At 63.7% G+C, this 19,993-nt stretch carries 16 protein-coding genes; 9 read left to right on the top strand and 7 right to left on the bottom strand.

All coding sequences use genetic code 11. From position 1 onward, the window contains the following. The first annotated feature begins 34 nt into the window (after window positions 1-34). From tilS to EL199_RS06000, 5 genes are read left to right on the top strand one after another with little or no spacing between them, the layout of a single operon-like run. On the top strand, window positions 35-1,345 hold the full coding sequence (gene tilS / locus EL199_RS06020) for a tRNA lysidine(34) synthetase TilS (protein ID WP_004139727.1): 1,311 nt from the start codon (window positions 35-37) through the stop codon (window positions 1,343-1,345). After that, the gene (locus EL199_RS06015) at window positions 1,342-2,976 is read left to right on the top strand and encodes a CTP synthase (protein ID WP_004139726.1); all 1,635 of its coding nucleotides are present in this window, start codon (window positions 1,342-1,344) and stop codon (window positions 2,974-2,976) included. The genes tilS and EL199_RS06015 overlap by 4 nt, the downstream gene beginning before the upstream one ends. Continuing rightward, the gene (kdsA, locus tag EL199_RS06010) at window positions 2,973-3,785 is read left to right on the top strand and encodes a 3-deoxy-8-phosphooctulonate synthase (RefSeq protein ID WP_004139724.1); all 813 of its coding nucleotides are present in this window, start codon (window positions 2,973-2,975) and stop codon (window positions 3,783-3,785) included. The genes EL199_RS06015 and kdsA overlap by 4 nt, the downstream gene beginning before the upstream one ends. A 13-nt stretch (window positions 3,786-3,798) precedes the next feature. Beyond that, entirely contained in the window at window positions 3,799-5,091 is a 1,293-nt protein-coding gene (eno, locus tag EL199_RS06005) for a phosphopyruvate hydratase (RefSeq protein ID WP_040354517.1), read from the top strand. Then, window positions 5,088-5,633, top strand: coding sequence for an FtsB family cell division protein (locus EL199_RS06000; protein WP_004139721.1), 546 nt, complete (start codon window positions 5,088-5,090; stop codon window positions 5,631-5,633). Before eno ends, EL199_RS06000 begins: the two co-directional genes overlap by 4 nt. 34 nt (window positions 5,634-5,667) lie before the next feature. Here EL199_RS06000 and EL199_RS05995 read toward each other — a convergent pair whose 3' ends face one another. The 7 genes from EL199_RS05995 to EL199_RS05965 all read right to left on the bottom strand — a co-directional run bounded on the left by EL199_RS05995 (window position 5,668) and on the right by EL199_RS05965 (window position 15,504). Continuing rightward, the gene (locus EL199_RS05995; protein WP_004139718.1) at window positions 5,668-7,524 is read right to left on the bottom strand and encodes a DUF4422 domain-containing protein; all 1,857 of its coding nucleotides are present in this window, start codon (window positions 7,522-7,524) and stop codon (window positions 5,668-5,670) included. Between the two features lie 110 nt (window positions 7,525-7,634). Beyond that, a complete protein-coding gene (locus EL199_RS05990; RefSeq protein ID WP_004139715.1) occupies window positions 7,635-8,579 on the bottom strand; it encodes a phosphotransferase family protein in 945 nt (314 codons plus the stop codon). Next, a complete protein-coding gene (locus tag EL199_RS05985; protein WP_126316025.1) occupies window positions 8,576-9,703 on the bottom strand; it encodes a phosphotransferase family protein in 1,128 nt (375 codons plus the stop codon). Before EL199_RS05985 ends, EL199_RS05990 begins: the two co-directional genes overlap by 4 nt. 190 nt (window positions 9,704-9,893) lie before the next feature. Then, the gene (locus tag EL199_RS05980; protein ID WP_004139712.1) at window positions 9,894-11,690 is read right to left on the bottom strand and encodes an ABC transporter ATP-binding protein; all 1,797 of its coding nucleotides are present in this window, start codon (window positions 11,688-11,690) and stop codon (window positions 9,894-9,896) included. 134 nt (window positions 11,691-11,824) lie between these two features. Continuing rightward, window positions 11,825-12,979 carry a glycosyltransferase family 4 protein gene (locus EL199_RS05975; protein WP_004139710.1) on the bottom strand — a complete coding sequence of 385 codons (1,155 nt, stop codon included), beginning with the start codon at window positions 12,977-12,979 and terminating at the stop codon, window positions 11,825-11,827. Between the two features lie 165 nt (window positions 12,980-13,144). Continuing rightward, window positions 13,145-14,350: a glycosyltransferase gene (locus EL199_RS05970; RefSeq protein WP_004139708.1), complete on the bottom strand. Its 1,206-nt coding sequence runs from the start codon at window positions 14,348-14,350 to the stop codon at window positions 13,145-13,147. Window positions 14,351-14,361: 11 nt separating this feature from the next. Further along, window positions 14,362-15,504 (bottom strand): glycosyltransferase family protein, encoded by a 1,143-nt coding sequence (locus EL199_RS05965; RefSeq protein WP_004139706.1) that lies wholly within the window; start codon window positions 15,502-15,504, stop codon window positions 14,362-14,364. 108 nt (window positions 15,505-15,612) lie between these two features. Here EL199_RS05965 and EL199_RS05960 point away from each other — a divergent pair, with 108 nt between their 5' ends. The 4 genes from EL199_RS05960 (at window position 15,613) to EL199_RS05945 (ending at window position 19,932) form a co-directional block, all read left to right on the top strand. Beyond that, on the top strand, window positions 15,613-16,302 hold the full coding sequence (locus tag EL199_RS05960) for a PepSY domain-containing protein (RefSeq protein WP_169306916.1): 690 nt from the start codon (window positions 15,613-15,615) through the stop codon (window positions 16,300-16,302). Further along, entirely contained in the window at window positions 16,302-16,979 is a 678-nt protein-coding gene (locus EL199_RS05955) for a response regulator transcription factor (RefSeq protein ID WP_004139702.1), read from the top strand. The genes EL199_RS05960 and EL199_RS05955 overlap by 1 nt, the downstream gene beginning before the upstream one ends. Continuing rightward, on the top strand, window positions 16,976-18,295 hold the full coding sequence (locus tag EL199_RS05950) for a sensor histidine kinase (protein WP_004139698.1): 1,320 nt from the start codon (window positions 16,976-16,978) through the stop codon (window positions 18,293-18,295). The genes EL199_RS05955 and EL199_RS05950 overlap by 4 nt, the downstream gene beginning before the upstream one ends. 266 nt (window positions 18,296-18,561) lie before the next feature. Then, the gene (locus EL199_RS05945) at window positions 18,562-19,932 is read left to right on the top strand and encodes a UDP-glucose dehydrogenase family protein (protein ID WP_004139695.1); all 1,371 of its coding nucleotides are present in this window, start codon (window positions 18,562-18,564) and stop codon (window positions 19,930-19,932) included. The last annotated feature ends 61 nt before the right edge of the window (window positions 19,933-19,993 follow it).

Here is a 19,993-nt window from a genome sequence, read left to right as displayed (position 1 = left end):
TCCCGCCCATTCCCGCCGAATTTACGGATTGCCAATGCTCCTCCCCAACACCTCCCCCTTCTGGCGCTGGCAGGAAGAATACCGCCCCGCCGCCTTTCTCCTCGCCCTGAGCGGCGGGCGCGACAGCATGGCGCTGTTACAGGCGCTCACCCTGCGACGCGCGCGGCTGGCGGCGCCGCTGCTCGCCTGTTACGTCAATCACGGCTGGTCGGCAGCGGGCGCAGATTGGGGCGCGTTTTGCCAGCGCGAGGCGACGGCGCGCGACGTGCCATGTGAAATCGTCAAACTGGACTGGGCGGACGGCGGCGGCAATGCCGAAGCGCGGGCGCGGACGCTGCGTTACCAGGCGCTGGCGGCGCGTTTGCCCCCGCGCGGTGTGCTGCTCACCGCGCATCACCGCGACGATCAGGCGGAGACATTTATATTGCAGGCGCTGCGTGGCAGCGGTCTCGACGGTCTGGCGGCGATGCCGGCGCGGCGCGCCTTTGCGGGCGGCGAACATTGGCGGCCGCTGCTCGATGTGCCGCGCGCGGCGATTGAGGCGTTTGTCGCGGCAGAAGGCGTTGCCTATCTCGATGACCCCAGCAATGCCGACCCGCACTACGCGCGCAACCGCTTGCGCCTCATGGCGTTGCCCGCGCTGCATGAGGCCTTTCCGCAGGCGGATGCGGCGCTGGCGCGTTCTGCCACCTGGCTTGGCGAGGCGTTGTCGGTGCAGCAGTCTTTGCTGGACGGCATTTTGGGCGCGGCGACGACGGTGTTGTCGTGGCAGACGCTCTGCGAACGCTACGACGCGGCGACGTGCAAGGCGCTGTTGCGTCGCTGGTTGCAGCGCGCCGGGCAACCGCTGCCACCGGCAGCGCGGCTGTTGTCCTTTATAGATGCACTCGCCGGAGCGAACGGCCATGCCGAGCTGCGCTACGGCGCGACGGTGGTGGTGCAGCATCGCGGCGATTTGTTTTTATATCAGGCGAGTACGCCACAGGCGCCGCCACCGTTTGCGCCAGAGACGCGCTGGCCGGGAATCGGTGAACTGTCGCTGCGCGCGGGCGCGGATTTGCTCGCCGGACGCGATTGCCGTTGGGCGCGCTATCCCTGCGCGGCGCACTGGCAGGCGCCGGGGCAGCGTTATGCGGAGTCGCTGAAAAATGCCTTGCAGCGCGCGGGCGTGCCGCCATGGTTGCGCCGCCGTTTGCCACTCTTGCTGGTTGATGGCGAATGCGCGTGGCTGGGCGGCTTGGGCGCGGCGGCAGGCTGGCAGGGACTGGTGTTTGACTGGCATAAACAGGCACATTTTGTTAAGATTCCGCATCCTTTTGATAACGGCTCGGACAAGCTCGCATGACCAAATTCATCTTCGTTACCGGCGGCGTGGTTTCTTCCTTAGGGAAGGGCATCGCCGCCGCTTCTTTGGGCGCCATTCTGGAAGCACGCGGGCTGCGCGTGACGCTAATCAAGCTCGATCCTTATATCAATGTCGATCCGGGGACAATGAGCCCGTTCCAGCACGGCGAGGTGTTCGTCACCCACGACGGCGCGGAAACCGACCTTGACCTCGGCCACTACGAGCGCTTCGTCAATATGCGCGCCACCCAGTTCAACAACTGCACCACCGGCCGCATTTACTCGGAAGTCATCCGCAAGGAGCGGCGCGGCGATTACCTCGGCGCGACGGTGCAGGTCATCCCGCACATTACCGACGCCATCAAGAGCTACGTCCTGCGCGCGGCAGAAGGCGCGGATATTGCGATGGTGGAAGTCGGCGGCACGGTTGGCGATATCGAATCGCTGCCGTTTCTGGAAGCCATCCGCCAGCTTGGCGCGCAACTGGGGCGCAGCCGCTGCATGTATATGCACCTGACGCTCCTGCCGTATATCGCCGCCGCCGGCGAGCTGAAAACCAAGCCGACACAGCACAGCGTCAAAGAATTGCGCTCCATCGGCATCCAGCCGGATATGCTCATCTGCCGCGCCGACCGCGACATCCCCGAAGACGAGCGGCGCAAGATTGCGCTCTTTACCAACGTCCCCGCCGATGCGGTCTTCGCCGGGCTGGACGTGAAAAACATTTACGAAATCCCGCTGCTCTATCACAAACAGGGCGTGGATGAGGCGGTAATGCGCCACTTCAACCTGGAAGCGAACCCCGCCGACCTGTCCGTGTGGCAGCAGATTGAAACCGCCATCGCCAATCTCGAACAAGAAATCACCATCGCCATGGTCGGCAAATATGTGGATCTGACCGACGCCTACAAATCGCTCAACGAAGCGCTCTACCATGCGGGCATCCGCAGCGGCAACAAAGTGAACATCCGCTACGTCGATTCGGAAGACCTCCTCCAACAAGGCACCGGTCTGCTTGCCGACGTGGACGGCATCATCGTCCCCGGCGGCTTCGGTAACCGCGGCATTGAAGGCAAAATCCTCGCGGTGCAATACGCGCGCGAAAACCGCATCCCCTACCTCGGCATTTGCCTGGGGATGCAAATTGCCGTCGTCGAATACGCGCGGCACGTCCTCGGCCTTGCCGGTGCGGGCAGCACCGAATGGGATGACAAAGTCGCCGACCCGGTGGTCGCACTCGTCACCGAATGGGTGAACGAACGCGGCGAAACCGAACAGCGCGACGTCCACACCGACCTCGGCGGCACCATGCGCCTCGGCGCCCTGCCGGCGCGGCTCAAATCCGGCAGCCAGATTGCCCGCATCTACGGCGCGGAAATCATCAACGAGCGCCACCGCCACCGCTACGAAGTAAACAGCCATTACGAAAAACGCCTGGAAGACGCCGGGCTGGTCATCTCCGGCCGCTCCGAAGACAACGGCCTGGTGGAAGTCATTGAACTGCCTGACCATCCCTGGTTCATCGCCTGCCAGTCGCACCCCGAATTCACCTCAACCCCGCGCAAAGGTCACCCGCTCTTTGAATCCTTCATCCGCGCCTGCCGCACCCGCCACGACGGAGCAACAGCATGAACCTCTGCGGCTTTGAAGTCGGCAACGACCGCCCCTTCTTCCTCATCGCCGGGCCCTGCGTGATCGAATCCGAAGCGCTGGCGCTCTCCACCGCCGAAACCCTGAAAAAACTGACCGACCGCCTCGGCCTGCCCTTCATCTACAAATCCTCGTTTGACAAGGCCAACCGCTCCTCCGGCGCGAGTTACCGCGGCCCCGGCATCGCCGAAGGCCTGCGCATCCTCGCCAAAGTCAAAGCCGAAATCGGCGTGCCGGTGATTACCGACGTGCACGAAGACACCCCGCTCGACGAAGTCGCATCGGTAGTGGACGTGCTGCAAACCCCCGCCTTCCTCTGCCGCCAGACCAACTTCATCCACAACGTCTGCAAACAGGGCCTGCCGGTGAACATCAAAAAAGGCCAGTTCCTCGCGCCGTGGGACATGCGCCACGTCGCCGAAAAAGCCAAAAGCACCGGCAACGAACACATCATGCTGTGCGAGCGCGGCGTGAGCTTTGGTTACAACAACCTCGTCTCCGACATGCGCGCGCTCTCCGTCATGCAGGAGACCGGCTGCCCGGTCGTCTTTGACGCCACCCATTCCGTGCAGTTGCCCGGCGGACAAGGCGCGTCCTCCGGCGGACAACGCGAATTTGTGCCGGTACTGGCGCGAGCGGCCGTTGCCGTCGGCGTCGCCGGCCTGTTCATGGAAACCCATCCCGACCCGGACCACGCCCTCTCCGACGGGCCGAACGCCTGGCCACTGGGAAAAATGCCACTGTTGCTCGAACAACTGATGGCACTCGACAACGTCGCAAAATCAATCTGAAAAGGAGCATATGATGAGCACAACCGTTGCAAACGTAAAAGCCCTGGAAATCCTCGACTCCCGCGGGAATCCGACCGTCCAGGTAACCGTAACCCTCTCCGACGGCGCCCAAGGCACCGCAGGCGTCCCCTCCGGCGCGTCCACCGGCTCGCGCGAAGCGCTTGAGCTGCGCGACGGCGACAAAGGCCGTTACCTCGGCAAAGGCGTCACCAAAGCCGTTGCCAACGTCAACGACAAACTCGCCCCGGCACTCAAAGGCAAAGCCATTGACGACCTCAACGCGCTCGACAAAATCATGCTCGACCTTGACGGCGACGACTTCAAGAAAAACCTCGGCGCCAACGCCATCCTCGGCGTTTCCCTCGCCCTTGCCCACGCCAAAGCCGCCAGCCTGAAAAAACCGCTGTACGAAGTCCTGCACAACACCACCGGCTACACCCTGCCCGTGCCGATGATGAACATCGTCAACGGCGGCGAACACGCCGACAACTCCGTGGACATCCAGGAATTCATGATCATGCCCGCCGGCTTTGCCAGCTTCCACGACGCGCTGCGTGCCGGCTCCGAAATCTTCCACACCCTGAAAAAAGTCCTGCATGACAAAGGCCTCTCCACCGGCGTCGGCGACGAAGGCGGCTTTGCCCCTGACCTCGGCTCCAACGAAGAAGCGCTGCAAGTCATCATGGAAGCCATCGCCAAAGCAGGCTACAAAGCAGGCGAACAAATCTACCTCGCCCTTGACGTCGCCGCCTCTGAGCTCTACGAAAACGGCAAATACAACCTGGCGTCTGAAAACAAAACCTTCACCTCCGCCGAATTCGTGGACTACCTCGCAGGCCTCGTTGAGCGCTACCCGATCGTCTCCATCGAAGACGGCCTGGACGAAAGCGACTGGGACGGCTGGAAAATCCTCACCGACAAACTGGGCGGCAAAGTCCAACTCGTGGGCGACGACCTCTACGTCACCAACACCCGCATCTTCAAAGAAGGCATCGAAAAAGGCATCGCCAACGCCATCCTCATCAAGCCGAACCAAATCGGCTCCCTCTCTGAAACCCTGCAAGCCATCAAAATGGCAGAAGACGCAGGCTATGCGGCCATCGTCTCGCACCGCTCCGGCGAAACCGAAGACACCACCATCGCCGACATTGCGGTAGCAACGAGCGCCACCCAAATCAAAACCGGCTCACTCTGCCGCTCTGACCGCGTCGCCAAATACAATCGTCTGCTGACCATCGAAGCAGAGCTGGGCGACAAGGCCAAATACGGCGGCAAAGCCGCGCTGCTCGGCAAAATCAAAGGATGATCAAAAAATCCTTTGTCTATCTGATGCTGCTCGCGGTTGCCGCGGTGCTTCTCTTGGTAAACCTCTACCTCTGGCACCTTGAGCGCAACACCCAGCATCGCATTGCCGACCTGCAACAGCAGGTCGGCTTGCATTTGCGCGAAAACAAACAACTGAACGACCGCAACGACGCGCTGCGCATCGACGTCGAAAACCTGCGCTCGCCCGACTCCTACTACTCCTACGAAGAAAAAGCGCGTGAGGATTACGGCATGATCGGCAAAAACGAAACCTACTTCGTCCTGCCGGACAGCGAAATCGCGAGCATTCCGGACATTCCCGGCCTTGCCGAAAAAGAGCGCCGCCACAACCCGACGCACAGCCTGCTGCCGCACCCGCCTGCCCCTCCGGCCAACGCGCAAGAAATCGGCAGCCAACTGACGCTGGAATCCATGGAAGACGACGACAATAACGACGGCACCGCTGCGCCACAGCCTGCGAACAAGGACGTCGAACCCATCCCGGTCACCCCCGTGCCATTACAACTGGAATCCCTGCAATAAAAAACGCGCCATATGGCGCGTTTTTCTCATCACCTCACAACTTCCGCTTCAAATATTCTTTGACGCGGTGCAAACGTCGCCGGGCAAATAGTGGCATCATTTTCCAGCACTTCTGACCTATCCGCCAGAAAATGCCGCGTCCAGGCGGTGCTGACGTCGTACCGTTACCCTGCTCTCGCCGCTCCAGGGCGAACATCACGGGCTCATACCAGAATGTCTGCCGCAGATAGTAGAAATAATATTCTGCCAATTCGGCATAGCGGTTATTCCAGGGTTTGGTTTCAAATCCCGCGTAATGAATAATCTTGGGGTCAGTTTCTGTCGTCTTCAATTCCGCAATATAGGTAGCGGGCAATCCTTGATAAATATTTTGTACGCTGTTGACGCTATTCCAGCGCGGATCCAGATAGACGACATCCCCCAGGAAGTATTTATTAAGAATATCCTGATCGAGGAACCAATAACGTTTGTTGAGCAAGTCGCTAATCATGACTTCCGACAAATCGAGCCGGCGCAGTTTTTCCATATTGAACAAAATGACGCCCGCCTGGAAATAGCGTTGCCAGCCATCTTCCAGACCGACGTAATCATGCAAATAGCGTTTGGCAGGCAGGCTGCCGGTAGTATCAATGGAGAGCACATCATTCAGGCAAAAATGGTGCATGATGTAGTCAAATACGGCGCCTATGGCATGATCCCCGAGCGGGGTATCAAATAATGTGCTGATGTCATCCAGGACGATGGTGTCACAATCAATATAGAGCACTTTATCCCGCCCCGGAATGAGTTTGTCGAGAATCAGGCGGTAAAAGGTGGCGCGAGAGAAATGCATATGCGTCGCCAATTGCTGAAACTCGTCTTTCAGTTCGAGAAACTGGATATTGGCGTGCGTTGGCAATAGCCGCATCAATAATTTGCGGTTCAGCGCAGAAATACCCCCGTCGAGGATAATCAGGTCAAGGTATTTATCGGCCGGGAAATGATCGAGAATGGAGCAGATAAGCGCACCCAAATGCGGGGTGTAGTTGTCATCGGAGGCGATAACGACGCTGACTACGGGTTTATCGGTTTGGACAGGCTGGGCATACCAGGATTTGGCCGTCGTATCAAAAATAAAGACGCGGCGCAGGTGATTGATTTTTAGTTGGGGCTGTTCGGCCATCTTCTTTTTCAACCAGACATTAAGCAGGCGCTCGGAGAGATAGCCAAAGACACGTTTTTCTTGCGTGTCATAGGCGGAGATATCCGCGCGTTTTTCTACTTCAGCCAAAACGGCAAACAGCCAGGCAGAGTATTCGGCGAATAATGCGCGACGCATGATAAACATATTGGTGAAATAGCCGTTACGCGCCTGCATGACTTCGTCAAAACTGGATAGGTAATCGGGGTAATGTGCCGCAATGACGTCGCGGGTGATATTCAGGTCGCGCTCGTGGTGGTGGGGTGAAGCGGTGTAGTTATGGCGCAAGTTGTCCCACCCTGCCGGACGGACATCCCAAGGATGGGGCAGGATAATGTCGTAACCTTCGATTTGTGCGCGCAGGTTTTCGGGAGTGAGTCCGTATTTTTTGCTGAAATCCAAATTAAAGGCAGGTTCTTCGATAATGCCGTATACATTCGCTTTGCGCTGGGCAGTGGTATTGAAATCGAAGAAGCGGCGGTAGTGCATCAAGCCGATGTAATCGGATTCGTGATCTTGTTTCCACATCCAGTATTGCGCGGTGAGTTCGCAATAGCTGTCGTTTTTTGCTGCGATATTGTCGCCTTGGTTGTCGCGGTAATGGATGCCGGCAATATCGTCGCCACCGCCCACTTGTATTGGGGTGATGTAAGGGTTTTGCAGAATGTGCGCAGCTTTGTGATAGACGGTGTAGAGGGTGATAGTGCTCATGTTTTCCTCGTGCGGGGCAGTTGGTCGGCCTGCCCGAAATGGATTTGGCCGCGAAGTATAGTAGCGGCGCGGATGGAATTCCATGACGGGGCGGTGAAGGTCTGACGCGGTTAGGGTTTTTGCAGGCGTTGTTCGCAGAGGGCGAGGAGCGGCGCGGTGGTGTGGTGCCGTTCGGGGAATTGGGTGCTGAGGTAGATGTGGCGGGCAAGCGCCAGGGTCGTCCAGGCGGCGATGGCTTCCGGCGCGGTGCCGGTTTCTTGTTGGTAGTGTTGTTGCAGCGCGTTTTCTTGGGCGGCAAGGGCGGCCGCGTCGCCGTAGTGGCGTAGCGCGTGCTCGGTCATGTGCGCGAGGAAGTTGCCGACGTCCAGCGCCGGGTCGCCGTGGCAGTAGAGGTCAAGGTCCAGCCAGGTGAGGTGCGCGCCCGCGTCCGCCACGAGGATTTGGTCGGGGTAGCAGTCGCGGTGGATGCCACAGGCGGGGCGGTCGGCAAGTGTCGCGCCGAGGGCGTCCAGCGCGGGCAGGAGTGCGGTGATGCGTTCTGTCAGCAGGGGGTGTAGCGCGGCGGCTTTGTTGAGGCGGTCGTGCAAGAGTGCGAGTTCGTCGGCGATGTTCCAGCGGCGCTCCGTCGTGATATTGGTGCGGTGCAGGCTGGCTATTGCCGCACCGATGCGCGCCCACAGGGCGGGCGGGCTGTCGGGCGTGAGGTAGCGGGTGGCGGGTTCGCCTGCGGCTTTGCGCTGGAGCCAGAGGCGGGCGTCGGGGAGGAGGGCGAGCGCTTCGGGTACGGCGAGGCCGGGCAGGTCGAAGCCTTGTTGCCACAGGGCGCGCTGGATGTGGTAGCCGTGTTTGTCCACGCCTTTGACGCGCTGTTTGCCGAGCAGGGTTTGCAGCGGCTGTCCGGGGCGCGCGATGGTGTAGGCGATGAGCGCGCGGCGGCCGGGTTTGTGGCGCAGTAGTTCGAGGTCGCGCAGTTTGAGGTCAGGCTGCTGCAGGGCTTCGCGCAGCGCGGTTTGTATGTAGGCGGGGTTGGTCGCGGGGGAGAGTTCGTGGGTCATAGTTCCAGGTTTTCGGCGCTTTCGAGGAGGCGTTCGAGGTGCTGCGGCCAGTCGGGGCGGCGCTGGCGGAAGCCTTCGGGCAGGAGGCGGATGAGGGCGGCGGCGGTGTAATGGTAGAGGGCGGCGCGGTCGTAGGGGGCGTCGTAGTCGTGCAGCAGCGCGGCGGCGAGCTCTTGCAGGCGGGTATCGGGGTGGCGCGCGTGGGTTTTGCCGAGGTAGGTGCCGAGGTCGCTTTCGGGCGGGGCGAGGCAGGTGTTGTCCCAGTCGATGAGGCAGTATGTGCCGTCCGGGCGGCGCAGGGTTTGGTCGGGCGAGGGGTCGCCGTGGTTGTGACAGGGCGCGCTGCGCACGCGAGCAAGGCCGTCTTGGGTGCGCTTGATGAGGGCGCGTAGGCGTTCGCTATGCGCCGGGCTGATGGTGTGAATGGTGGCGAGGGTTTGTGCGAGTGCCTGGTTTTCGTCAGGACGCACGGGCAGTTCCGCTGGTACGGCGGCACGGTGCAGGGCGGCAAGCTGTGCGCCGGTTTGTCGCAGCTGGACGGGGTCGGGTGTGGTGAGGGTTTCGCCTTCGAGCCAGGCGGTCTGGATGCGCTGTTGTGCGCCGTCGCAGGCGGTGAGCGGCGCGCCGCCGCAAGTCGCGCCGATTTGGATGGCGCGCAGGGTCGCGGGGTAGTCGGCGGCGGTGGTGTAGCGCAGGAGTTGGTCGTGGTGGCGGGCGACGAGGCGGCGTTCGGGTTTGTAGCGCAGGATGGTGGCGCCTGCGGGCAGGGCGACGCGCAGGCGGCGGTCGTGTTCGGGGCTGGCGAGGAGGAGGTGTGCCGCGGGCAGGGTGAGGCGCTGGCCGCCGTGGCGTTTGTCGAGGCGGGCGCTTTGCCATTGCCAGTCGTGGCTGGCGGCGGGCAGGGCTTTGGCCCAGAGGGTTTGTGTGTTGCCGCTGTGGTCGTCAAGGCGCAGCGCGGCGAGGCAGTGGGTCTGCGGTTTGTAGCGCAGGTAGGTGACGCGGGCGATGCTGTGTCCGGTCAGGTGCGGGGTGAGCGCGGCGCTGAGGGCGCGGTCGTCCAGCAGCAGGGCGAGGCCGGGGAGCGCGGGGTCGCGGGCGATGAGGGCTTGTTCGGCGGGGTGCATGGTTTGGTTTGTGGGTTGTTGGGGTGGATGTTATTGGGGTTTGTCGCTACGCGGTTTTTCATATTTGCTGCCCTCACCCCAACCCCTCTCTCGTCCTACGGACGAGCAATGCTTGTCCCAGAGGGAGAGGGGCTTATCCGCTGAAATGCAAACAGCCCTAGGGAGGGGCAGATTAGCGGTGGCAGCAAGGTCAGGCGCTGCGCGCGTCGGGCTCTGGTTGCATGGCCTGGCGGTGCATGCGCCACAGCGCGGCGTAGAGCCCGCCTTTGGCGAGGAGTTCTTGGTGGGTGCCGCTTTCGCCGATTTTGCCGTCCTGGATGTAGAGGATGCGGTCGGCACGCGCCGCGAGGTCAAGGTCGTGGGTAATCATTAGTGCGGTGCGGTTGGCGATGAGGCGTTCGATGGCGTGGCGGACGACGGTTTCGCTGTGGCGGTCCAGGCCGGTGGTGGGTTCGTCGAGGATGAGGATGGGGCAGCGGCGCAGGGCGACGCGCGCGATGGCCAGGCGCTGGCGCTGGCCGCCGGAGAGGGTCGCGCCGCGTTCGCCGATTTGGGTGTTGTAGCCGTCGGGCTGCGCCATGATGAAGTCGTGCGCGTTGGCGAGTTTGGCGGCAGCGATGGTTTCGCGTTCGCTGACGGCGCGTCCGGCGGCGCAGGTGAGGTTGTCGCGGATGCTGGTCGCAAAGAGGAGCGCGTCTTGTGGCAGGAGGCCGATTTGTGCGCGCAGGCTGGCGAGTTGGAAGCGGCGGATGTCGTGCCCGTCGATTTCGATGCGGCCTTGTTGTGGTTGGTAGAGGCGCAGGAGTAGCGCCGCCAGGGTGGATTTGCCGATGCCGGAGGGGCCGACGATGGCGATGTGTTCGCCCGCGGCGATTTCGAGGTCGAGGCCGTCGAAGGTTTTTTTGGGGTTGCCGGGGTAGTGGAAGTGGAGGTTGCGCAGGTTGATGCGGCCGCGCAGTGGCGGCGCCGGGCGGCTGTAGGGGTCGTCGGTGATTTCCGGGGTTTCGTCGAGGATGTCGGCGATGCGTTCGGCGGAGGCCAGCGCTTTGGAGAGGCGGCCGGCGTATTTGGCGTATTCGCGCACGGGGCGCATGCTGTTTTTGAGGTAGGAGATGAAGACGAGCAGGTCGCCCGCGCTCAGTTGGCCGGCGAGGACTTGGCGCGCGCCCTGCCAGAGGACGAGCGCGGTGGCGCAGGCGACGAGGAGGTCGATGGTGCGTTCGAGGCCGGCGGAGAGGCGTTTGGTGCTCATGTCGGCGTTCATGGCTTTGTCGTCGCTGCCTTCAAAGAGGTGGCGGAATTTGTTTTCGAGGGTGAGGGATTGGACGGTACGGATGGCGGCCATGCTTTCGGATGCGGTGGCAGCCAGTGCGCCTTCGCGGCTGCGGGTGCGGCGGCTGGCTTCGTGGATGAGGCGGCTGCTGTGTTTGGCGGAGTACCACATGACGGGCAGCGGGATGAGGGAGAGTAGTGCCAGTTGCCAGTTCAGCGCGAGCATGACGGCGAACATGCCCGCAAGGACGAAGATGTTGGCGAGCATGGGCAGGAGGGCGGAGACGGTGACTTCTTTGAGTTGGGAGACGTCATTCACCAGGCGCAGGGTGAGGTCGCCGGGGCGCATTTTTTGGTGGTAGGAGAGCGGCAGGGTGAGGAGTTGGTTGTAGAGGTCGTTGCGCACGCGGCTCAGGACTTGGGTGCCGATGCGGGCAAAGCCGATGGTGGAGAGGTAGCCGCACAGGGCGCGCAGGGCGGCGAAGGCGATGACGGCGAGGGCGCTCGCCCAGATGAGTTGGTTGGTGGTGAGGCCGAGCGGTGGGGTTTTGTTTTTGAGGAGGTTATCGACGATCCAGGCGAGCGGCCAGGGCTCGAGGAGGCGCATCAGGGTCATGCCGAGCAGGGCGGCGAGCGAGGCGAGGAGCAGCGGCAGTTGGCCGTGCAGGTAGGGGCGGAAGCGGTGCAGGACGCGGCGGATGGGGGTGTGGGTCATGGTTTTTTTGTTGTTGGGCAGGGTGTTTGTGTTTAGGGTCTGCTGGGGCAGGGCGATGTGGCTGCGTGCGTGCTGTCAGTAACCCCACCCCTACCCCTCACCCACAGGGGGTGGGGTGTTTGGGATGGCGGGTGTCAGGTTTCTTCCGCCAGCGCGAGGATTTTTGCGGCGACGCTTTCCCAGCTGTGTTCGCGGGCGACGCGGATGCGGCCGGCGTCGCCGAGGTGGGTGCGGTGCGCGGGGTTGCGGGCGAGGGAGAGGATGGCGTCGGCGAGTGCTTGTGGGTCGTCCGGCGGCACGAGCAGGCCGTCTTCGCCGTCGTGCACGACTTCGGCGAGGTGGCCGACGCGGCTGGTGATGACGGGTAGTCCGGCGGCGTGGTATTCGTAGATTTTCAGCGGCGAGAAGTAGAAGTTGTCCTGCGCCGGGTAGGGGGCGGTGGCGATATCGATTTGGCCGAGGGCGGCGGGAACGTCGGCGGCGGCGATGCTGCCGCTGATGTGGGCGTAGGGAGTGAGGCCGCGGGCGGCAAGGTCGGTTTCGAGGTCTGCCCTGCCGGGGCCGTCGCCGATGATGTGCAGGCGCGCGGTGGGGTGTTCGGCGTGGACGCGGGCGAAGGCTTCAACCAGGAGCGGCAGGCCGTGCCAGGGTTTGAGGGTGCCGAGGAAGCCGATGCGGGTCTCTCCGTCGCGGCGGGCGGCGCGGATGGGCAGGGCGGCGGCGAAGGTTTGGGGTTCAACGCCGTTGGCGAGGGTGGTGATGCGCCGGTGCGGCCAGTTTTTGAGGTAGGCGGCGACGCCGGGCGAGACGGCGATGAGTTCGCGGGCACGGGAAAAGGCGCTCTTGGCGATGGTTTCGGCTTCGGCGGGCAGGACGAGTTCGCGGTGGGTGCGTTGTTCGTCGATGAGCGGCGCGTTGACTTCGAGGACGGATGGGATGTCCGCCGCTTCGGCGTAGCGCATGCCGATGTCACTCCAGAGGGAGTAGCGTTCGTAGAGGAGGTCGTAGGGGGCGTGCGCGGCGATGGCGGCGGTGATGGTGTCGTGCGCGGCAAGGATGGCGCGGGCGCGGGTTTCGTTGTCGCCTTTGGGCGGCGCGGGCAGCGGCACGAGGTGGACGGTTTCGAGTCCCGGCGGCGGGGTGCCGTCGATGCGGTTGGCAAAGAGGGTGACGCGGTGTCCGGCGCGGATGAAGGCACGGATGATGTTTTGTACGTGGATAGACGCGCCTTTGTTGCCATAGACGGGGATGCCGGGGTCGGCGCAGAGGTAGGCGATGTGTTTTTTCATGTCGGGTTTGCTGTTGGTTTTACATACGCGGTAGCGGGTGGGGGGTATGTATATTGGGAAGGTTGTCGCTTCGCAAATTTTCACCCCCCCCTCCCCTGCCCTCCCCCGCTGCGGACGCTACGCGTCCTGCGAGGGAGGGGGCTGGCTGGCGGAGAGGGCGGTATTTTATTTTTGCGCCGCGATGCTGGCGCGGATGTGTTCGCGTAGTTGGGCGGTGTTGGCGTGGATGTTGTAGTCACGTTCGATGAGGGCGCGGGCGTTGGTCGCGAGGCGCACGGCGAGTGCCGGGTCGTTGAGCAGGCGGGCGATGGTGTCGGCGAGTGCGGGCGGGTCGTTGGGCGGGGCGAGCAGGCCGGTGTCGCCGTCGCGCACGAGTTCGGGGATGCCGACGATGTTTGTGCTGATGCACGGGGTGCCGAGCGCCATGGCTTCGACGAGGATGGTCGGCAGGCCGTCGCGGTCGCCGTCAGCGCTGATGATGCTGGGGGCGATGAGCATCGCCGCCTGCCGGATGTGGTTTTTGACTTCTGCCTGGCTGCGGTTGCCGAGGAGGCGCACGCGGTCGGCAAGTTGTAAGCGGGCGATGTGTGCGGCGAGTGTCTCGCGCTGGTTACCGTCGCCGATGATGTCGCAGGTGCAGTTTATGCCGCGTTCGCGCAGGGTGGCGATGGCGTCTATGAGGTCGGGGAAGCCTTTTTTTTCGACGAGGCGGCCGACGGCGAGGAGGTGCGGCGGGCGGTTTTCGGGCGCGTGGTAGGGGAATTGTTCGAGGTCGAGTCCGTTGTAGATGCGGTACACGGGCGCTTCAGCGGGGTATTGTTCGCGCAGGTGGGCGAGGTTGTAGTCGGAGACGGTGATGGTGAAGGCGGCGTCGGCGATTTTGCGGGCGAGGTTCACCGGTTCGCTGTATTCGTGGTAGATGTCTTTGGCGTGTGCGGTGATGCTGTAGGTGACGGCGGCAAAGCGCGCGGCGAGGCGGGCGATGGTCGCCGCCTGGGTGCCGAAGTGGGCGTGCAGGTGGCGGATGCCGCGTTCGTGGATTTTGAGCGCCAGTACTGCCGCCTGGCCAATGGTGGCGGCGCTGTGGTTTTCGGCAAGCGCGGCGTTGGCGTCGAAGGCGGGCAGGGTGGCGTGGGCTTTGGTGAGCAGTTGCCAGTAGAGTTCGGTGTCGTGGTATTGGTGGCGGATGCGGCGCACCGGCGCACGCACGCGGGCGATGGCTTCCTGGAAGTGGGTTTCTTGTACGGGGCCGAGGGCGTAGATTTCGATGGCTTGTCCGGCGGCTTCGTGGGCGAGGATTTCGTTGACGACGAAGGTTTCGGAGAAGCGCGGGTAGCGTTTGAGGATGTAGGCGATGGGGGCGTCGGTCATGGTCGTTCCTTTTATGGTGTGAGCAGGGCGAGGGTTTCGCGGTTGATGTGTTCCAGGCCGTTGAAGTCGAGCCGGTCGCGGGCGGTTTTGCGCGGGCGGGCGTCTGCCAACCAGGCGCTGAGGCGGGCGGGGCTGAGTTCGTCCGGGTGCAGGCAGTCGGCAAGGCCGAGTTCGGCAAGGCGCACGGCGCGCAGCCATTGTTCGCGCCGCGGTTTGATGCGCGGCACGAGCAGCATGGGGGCGTTGAGCGCGAGCAGTTCGAGGGTGGTGTTGTAGCCGCTCATGGCGATGATGGCGCGCGCGCCGCGCATCAGCGCCAGCGGTTCGGGGGTGAATTCGAGCAGTTGGTAGTCGGGGCGGTCGGCGAGGATGGCGGCGAGTTGGGCGCGTTCGGCGGCGGGCATCATCGCCCCGGTCAGCAGGATGGCGCGCCAGCCGTCGGGCAGGGTGGTGCGGGCGAAGGCTTCGGCGAGGGCGTAGCCGTCCTGCCCGCCACCGAGGAGGCAGAGGGCGTAGGGGGCATCGTTGTCGGAGGCGGGGCTGGTTTCTGCACGCTGGAGCGGGTCGGGGTAGCCGAGGTAGGTAATGGGTTTGTCCGCGGCGGCGAGGCCGTAGGCGGCGACGGTGTCGTAGAGGCGGGCGTCGCCGTATATCCAGACGGCGTCGTAGTAGTCGCGGATGGTGTCGAGGGTGCGCAGTTTTTGCCATTGGCGGGCGACGGCTGCGGGTTCGTCGATGATGTCGCGCAGGCCGAGGACGATGCGGCAACCGCGCGCGCGTTGCCGGGCGAGGCTTGCGTCCAGTTCGCCGAGCGCGCCGCGGGCGACGTTATCCACGATGAGGAGGTCGGGCGCGAAGGCGTCCAGCGCGGCGGCAAGTGTCTGGCTGCGCAGGGCGATGAGGTCATCGAGCGGGATGCCCAGCGCGCGGGCGCCGTAGCTGCCGTCGCCGCGTTTGCGGTAGGCGGGCAGGGTGATGCTGTCGATGCCGTCCGGCAGCGGGTAGGCGCCGGATTCGCGGATGCCGGAGAGGAGCAGTACGTGCGCATTGAGCGGCGGGCGGCGCAGGGCGCGGGCGAGGAGCGAGGTACGGCGGATGTGGCCGAGTCCCATGGTGTCGTGTGAATAGAGGGCGATGCGCGGGGCGTTGTTCATGAAAGCGGGTCTGGTTTATGGTGCGGCGGATTATCGCAAAATCTTCGTGAACGGTCTTTGACAGGGCGGTTCACGTTTCGTTCAAACGCCTTCTGTCAGGATATGCCCATGAAACGATTTTTCCTCCTCCTTCCCGCCAGTGTCTTGCTGGCCGCCTTCACCGCCGACCAGGACACGGCGCGCCAAGCCGTGCAGGCCGGGCGCTTCAAGCCGCTCGCTGAAATCCTTGCCGCGGTGCAGGCGCGCTATCCGGGGCGCGTGCTGGATGTGGAGCTGGACCGCAACCGCAGCGGTCGCAACATTTACGAAGTCAAACTGCTTTCCGTCGGCGGCGAGCGGCAGGAAATCCACATTGACGCCATGACCGGCGAAGAAGTCGCGCCGGAAGCACCGCTGCGACTCCTGCCCGCGGCAGAGCTGCTGCGCCAGGCGCTGGCACAACAGCCGGGGCGCGTCGTTGACCTCGACCTGCGCCGCCACCAAGAGCGCTACTTCTACCAAATCCGCATCATGGACGACGCCGGGCGCAGTCACGACGTCTTTGTTGATGCACAAAACGGCGAAGCCGTCGCCGAATTTGACCACCTGCCCGCCGGGATGAAACCGCTGGCCGACCTGCTGGACGCGCTACAAAAAAACCACCCCGGACACGTACTGGAAGTGGAACTCAAATATGATCGCAACGCCCGCCCCTTCTACGAAATCGACCTGCAACTCGACGACGGCACCCTGACCGAAATCTCGCTTGACCCCTTCAGCGGCCGCCCGCTGAGCGAAGACGAAATCGAGGTGCGCTGATGCGAATCCTCATCGTCGAAGACGACCGCGAGCTGGCGCAAAGCCTCGCGAACGTCCTGCAAGAAGCGGGGATGATTGCCGAAACCGCGCACGACGGCAACGAAGCCGCCTTCCTCGGCAGCACCGAAACCTACGACGCCGCCGTACTTGACCTCGGCCTGCCTGGCATGGACGGCATCAGCCTGCTCACCCACTGGCGCGAACAAGGCCAGACCTACCCCGTCCTCATCCTCACCGGGCGCAGCCGCTGGAGCGACAAACTCGCCGGCTTCAACGCGGGCGCGGACGACTACCTCACCAAACCCTTCCTGCACGAAGAAGTCGTGCTGCGCCTGCGCGCCCTGCTACGCCGTAGCCGCGGCCACGCCGACACCACCCTGCACGTCGGCAGCCTGAGCTACGACACCCTGCAAGCGCGCTTCCACCTGGACGGCCGCCGCCTCACCCTCACCGCGCAAGAAGAACGCATCCTCGCCTACCTCATGCACCAGCCGGGCACCGTCGTCAGCCGTGGCGAAATCCTCGAACACGTCTATGCGCGCGACAGCGACCCCGACTCCAACACGCTGGACGTCCTCATCAGCCGCATCCGCCGCAAACTGGGCGTACCGCTCCTGCACACCATCCGCGGCCGCGGCTTCATGCTCGCCGCCGAAACCCCGAAGGACGACACATGACCCTGCGCGAAAACCTCGGCCTCTCGCAGCGCCTGCTCATCCTTGGCATCCTCACCACCCTCGCCCTGATGGCGGGCGGCGGCTACCTGCTGCGCGACCGCCTGCACAACACCATCCTGCGCAGCATGGCGGCGACCCTGAACGAACGCGCCGACCGCCTCGCGAGCAGCCTGCGCGCGGGCGACAGCGGCCACATCTACCACGACCCGGCACTCGCCCCCGAAGAATACCGCACCATCTTCTCCGGCTGGTACTGGCAACTCGACGACGGCCAAAACCACAAACACTCGCGCTCCCTCTGGGACAGCAGCCTCAACCCCGAAAACGCCACCCGCATCAGCCGCGACCCCGCCCTCTACCGCCTGACCGGCCCGACCGGCGAGCCGCTGCTCGGCATCAAACGCGAACAAACCCTCGGCGGGCGCACCATCACCCTGCACACCTACGGCCCGGCACAAGCGACCGACACCGAACTCAGCCGCCTCGACAGCATCCTCATCCTCATGCTGATGGGCATGATCATCACCCTGCTCCTCTCGCTGTGGCTGCAAATCCACCTCGGCCTCACCCCGCTGCGCCGCCTGCACCACGCCCTGCGTGCCATCCACAGCGGCGAACAAACCCGCGTCGGCACCGGCTACGGCCCCGACCTCGACCCGCTGGCGCGCGAAATCGACGACATGCTGGAGCGCAACGCGCGCATCGTCGCCCGCGCCCGCGGCCACGCCGCCGACCTCAGCCACGCCCTGAAAAAACCACTCGCCCTGCTCGGCAGCGAAGCGCACAACGAACACACCCGCCAACACATCGACAACATGAACCGCCTCATCGAGCGCCACCTGGCCCGCGCGGGCAGCGGCGCGGGCGACATGCGCCGCATCGACCTCGCGGCAAGCCTCGCCCAACTCACCGCCCTCATGCGCCGCCTGCACGCCGCGCGAAACCTTGACTGGCAACTGCACACCGACGGCGACCTGCACCTGCGCGCCGAACAAACCGACCTCGAAGAAATGCTCGGCAACCTGCTCGACAACGCGGGCAAATGGGCGGCCAGCCGCGTCCGCACCGAAGCGCGCCACTTTGCCGATGCCAAACGCGGCCACATCCAAATCACCATCGAAGACGACGGCCCCGGCCTCACCGACGAACAAATCGCCCGCGTCCCCCGCCGCGGCGAACGCTTCGACCAAAGCACCGCCGGCAACGGCCTTGGCATCCCCATCGCCGCCGACCTCGCCGAAACCTACGACGGCAGCCTCGAACTCGGCCGCAGCGCCCTCGGCGGCCTGCAAATCACCCTGCGCCTGCCGTGTTGAGCGAATAACGGAAACACGCCCATGCACAACGCTTTTACCAAAAAACAGCCACACAAGTCGTCGCGCCGCGGGTTGCCTGCTGCCGCCGTTCTGCCCCTCCCCCGTGGGGGAGGGCTGGGGAGGGGGCAGCAAACACCCCGCGCAGCGACAAAACCATGCAGCGCAAAAGCACAGAATCCCAGCAAACACCCCGCACAGCGCCAACACCCTGACAAACCCCGCACCCAAACCCTTTCCAAAACCTACACCCAACCCAGGAGAAGACCATGAACGTAGTAGTAATCGGCACCGGATACGTCGGCCTCGTCGCAGGCAGCTGCTTCGCCGACATCGGCCACCACGTCACCTGCGTGGACATCTGCCCGCAAAAAATCGACAACCTCAAAAATGGCATCCTGCCCATCTACGAACCCGGCCTTGACACCATCGTCGAAAAAAACCACGCGAGCGGCCGCCTCAACTTCACCACCTGCCTGCACGAAGCAATGGACGACGCGCACATCTACTGCATCGCCGTCGGCACCCCGCCGGATGAAGACGGCTCGGCAGACCTCCGCCACGTCCTCGCCGTCGCCCGGCAAATCGGCGAAAACCTCGAACACCCGGCCATCATCATCAACAAATCCACCGTCCCCGTCGGCACCGCCGAAAAAGTGCGCGCCGTCATCGCCGAAGCGCTCGCCGCGCGCGGCAAAAACATCGCCTACGACGTCGTCTCCAACCCCGAATTCCTCAAAGAAGGCGTTGCCATCCGCGACTTCATGTACCCCGACCGCATCATCATCGGCGCCGACAACGAAGCCGCGCACGCGCAAATGCAGGCGCTCTACGCCCCGCTCACCGCACAAGGCGCGCGCCTCATCGCCATGAACGTGCGCGACGCCGAAATGACCAAATACGCCGCCAACGCCATGCTCGCCACCCGCATCTCCTTCATGAACGAAATCGCGGGCATCTGCGAACACCTCGGCGTGGACGTCGAAAACGTCCGTCTTGGCATCGGCAGCGACCCGCGCATCGGCCCGCGCTTTATCCACCCCGGCGCGGGCTATGGCGGCTCCTGCTTCCCCAAAGACGTGCGCGCACTGGTCAGCATGGCCGAAAGCACAGGCTACGAACCGCACGTCCTGCACGCCGTCGAAACCCGCAACCGCCACCAAAAAAACCGCCTCTACCAAAAACTGCGCGCCGAACTGGGCGACAACCTCAAAGGCAAAACCATCGCCGTCTGGGGACTGGCCTTCAAACCCGGCACCGACGACATGCGCGAAGCGCCGAGCATCGACCTCATCGAAGCGCTGCTTGAAGCGGGCGCCAAAGTGCGCGCCTACGACCCCGTCGCCCAGCACACCGCCCGCGCCGCCCTGCCCCAACCCGCCCAACAACGCGGCGACCTCACCTTCACCGACGATGCCTACAGCGCGACCGCCGCCGCCGACGCGCTGATGCTCGTCACCGAATGGCCGGAATTCCGCGAGCCGGACTTCGAGCGCCTGCGCCGCAAAATGCGCCACCTGCTCATCATCGACGGCCGCAACCAGTACCACCCGGAAGACCTCTACCACCTCGGCTTCCACTACATCGGCGTCGGCCGCGGGCAGAAGCACCTGCCGCTGGCAGAAGCCATCGCCTCCTGATGCCGCTTTGCCCGACAAAAAACCGCCCGAAAGGGCGGTTTTTTTACGATGGCGCGCGGTT

Source organism: Cardiobacterium hominis (assembly GCF_900637305.1).
GTDB classification, from domain to species: domain Bacteria; phylum Pseudomonadota; class Gammaproteobacteria; order Cardiobacteriales; family Cardiobacteriaceae; genus Cardiobacterium; species Cardiobacterium hominis.
The sequence above is the reverse complement of the archived record's forward strand: the minus strand, read 5'-3'. Positions and strand labels throughout refer to the sequence as shown.

Excerpts from the sequence above, each read along its gene's own strand:
- EL199_RS05975 (WP_004139710.1), bottom strand. The coding sequence starts at position 12,979 with ATGAAAAAACACATCGCCTACCTCTGCGCCGACCCCGGCATCCCCGTC.
- tilS (WP_004139727.1), top strand. The coding sequence starts at position 35 with ATGCTCCTCCCCAACACCTCCCCCTTCTGGCGCTGGCAGGAAGAATAC.
- EL199_RS05995 (WP_004139718.1), bottom strand. The coding sequence starts at position 7,524 with ATGAGCACTATCACCCTCTACACCGTCTATCACAAAGCTGCGCACATT.
- EL199_RS05955 (WP_004139702.1), top strand. The coding sequence starts at position 16,302 with ATGCGAATCCTCATCGTCGAAGACGACCGCGAGCTGGCGCAAAGCCTC.
- EL199_RS06015 (WP_004139726.1), top strand. The coding sequence starts at position 1,342 with ATGACCAAATTCATCTTCGTTACCGGCGGCGTGGTTTCTTCCTTAGGG.
- EL199_RS05965 (WP_004139706.1), bottom strand. The coding sequence starts at position 15,504 with ATGAACAACGCCCCGCGCATCGCCCTCTATTCACACGACACCATGGGA.
- EL199_RS05985 (WP_126316025.1), bottom strand. The coding sequence starts at position 9,703 with ATGCACCCCGCCGAACAAGCCCTCATCGCCCGCGACCCCGCGCTCCCC.
- kdsA (WP_004139724.1), top strand. The coding sequence starts at position 2,973 with ATGAACCTCTGCGGCTTTGAAGTCGGCAACGACCGCCCCTTCTTCCTC.
- eno (WP_040354517.1), top strand. The coding sequence starts at position 3,799 with ATGAGCACAACCGTTGCAAACGTAAAAGCCCTGGAAATCCTCGACTCC.
- EL199_RS05980 (WP_004139712.1), bottom strand. The coding sequence starts at position 11,690 with ATGACCCACACCCCCATCCGCCGCGTCCTGCACCGCTTCCGCCCCTAC.
- EL199_RS05960 (WP_169306916.1), top strand. The coding sequence starts at position 15,613 with ATGAAACGATTTTTCCTCCTCCTTCCCGCCAGTGTCTTGCTGGCCGCC.
- EL199_RS06000 (WP_004139721.1), top strand. The coding sequence starts at position 5,088 with ATGATCAAAAAATCCTTTGTCTATCTGATGCTGCTCGCGGTTGCCGCG.
- EL199_RS05945 (WP_004139695.1), top strand. The coding sequence starts at position 18,562 with ATGAACGTAGTAGTAATCGGCACCGGATACGTCGGCCTCGTCGCAGGC.
- EL199_RS05990 (WP_004139715.1), bottom strand. The coding sequence starts at position 8,579 with ATGACCCACGAACTCTCCCCCGCGACCAACCCCGCCTACATACAAACC.
- EL199_RS05950 (WP_004139698.1), top strand. The coding sequence starts at position 16,976 with ATGACCCTGCGCGAAAACCTCGGCCTCTCGCAGCGCCTGCTCATCCTT.
- EL199_RS05970 (WP_004139708.1), bottom strand. The coding sequence starts at position 14,350 with ATGACCGACGCCCCCATCGCCTACATCCTCAAACGCTACCCGCGCTTC.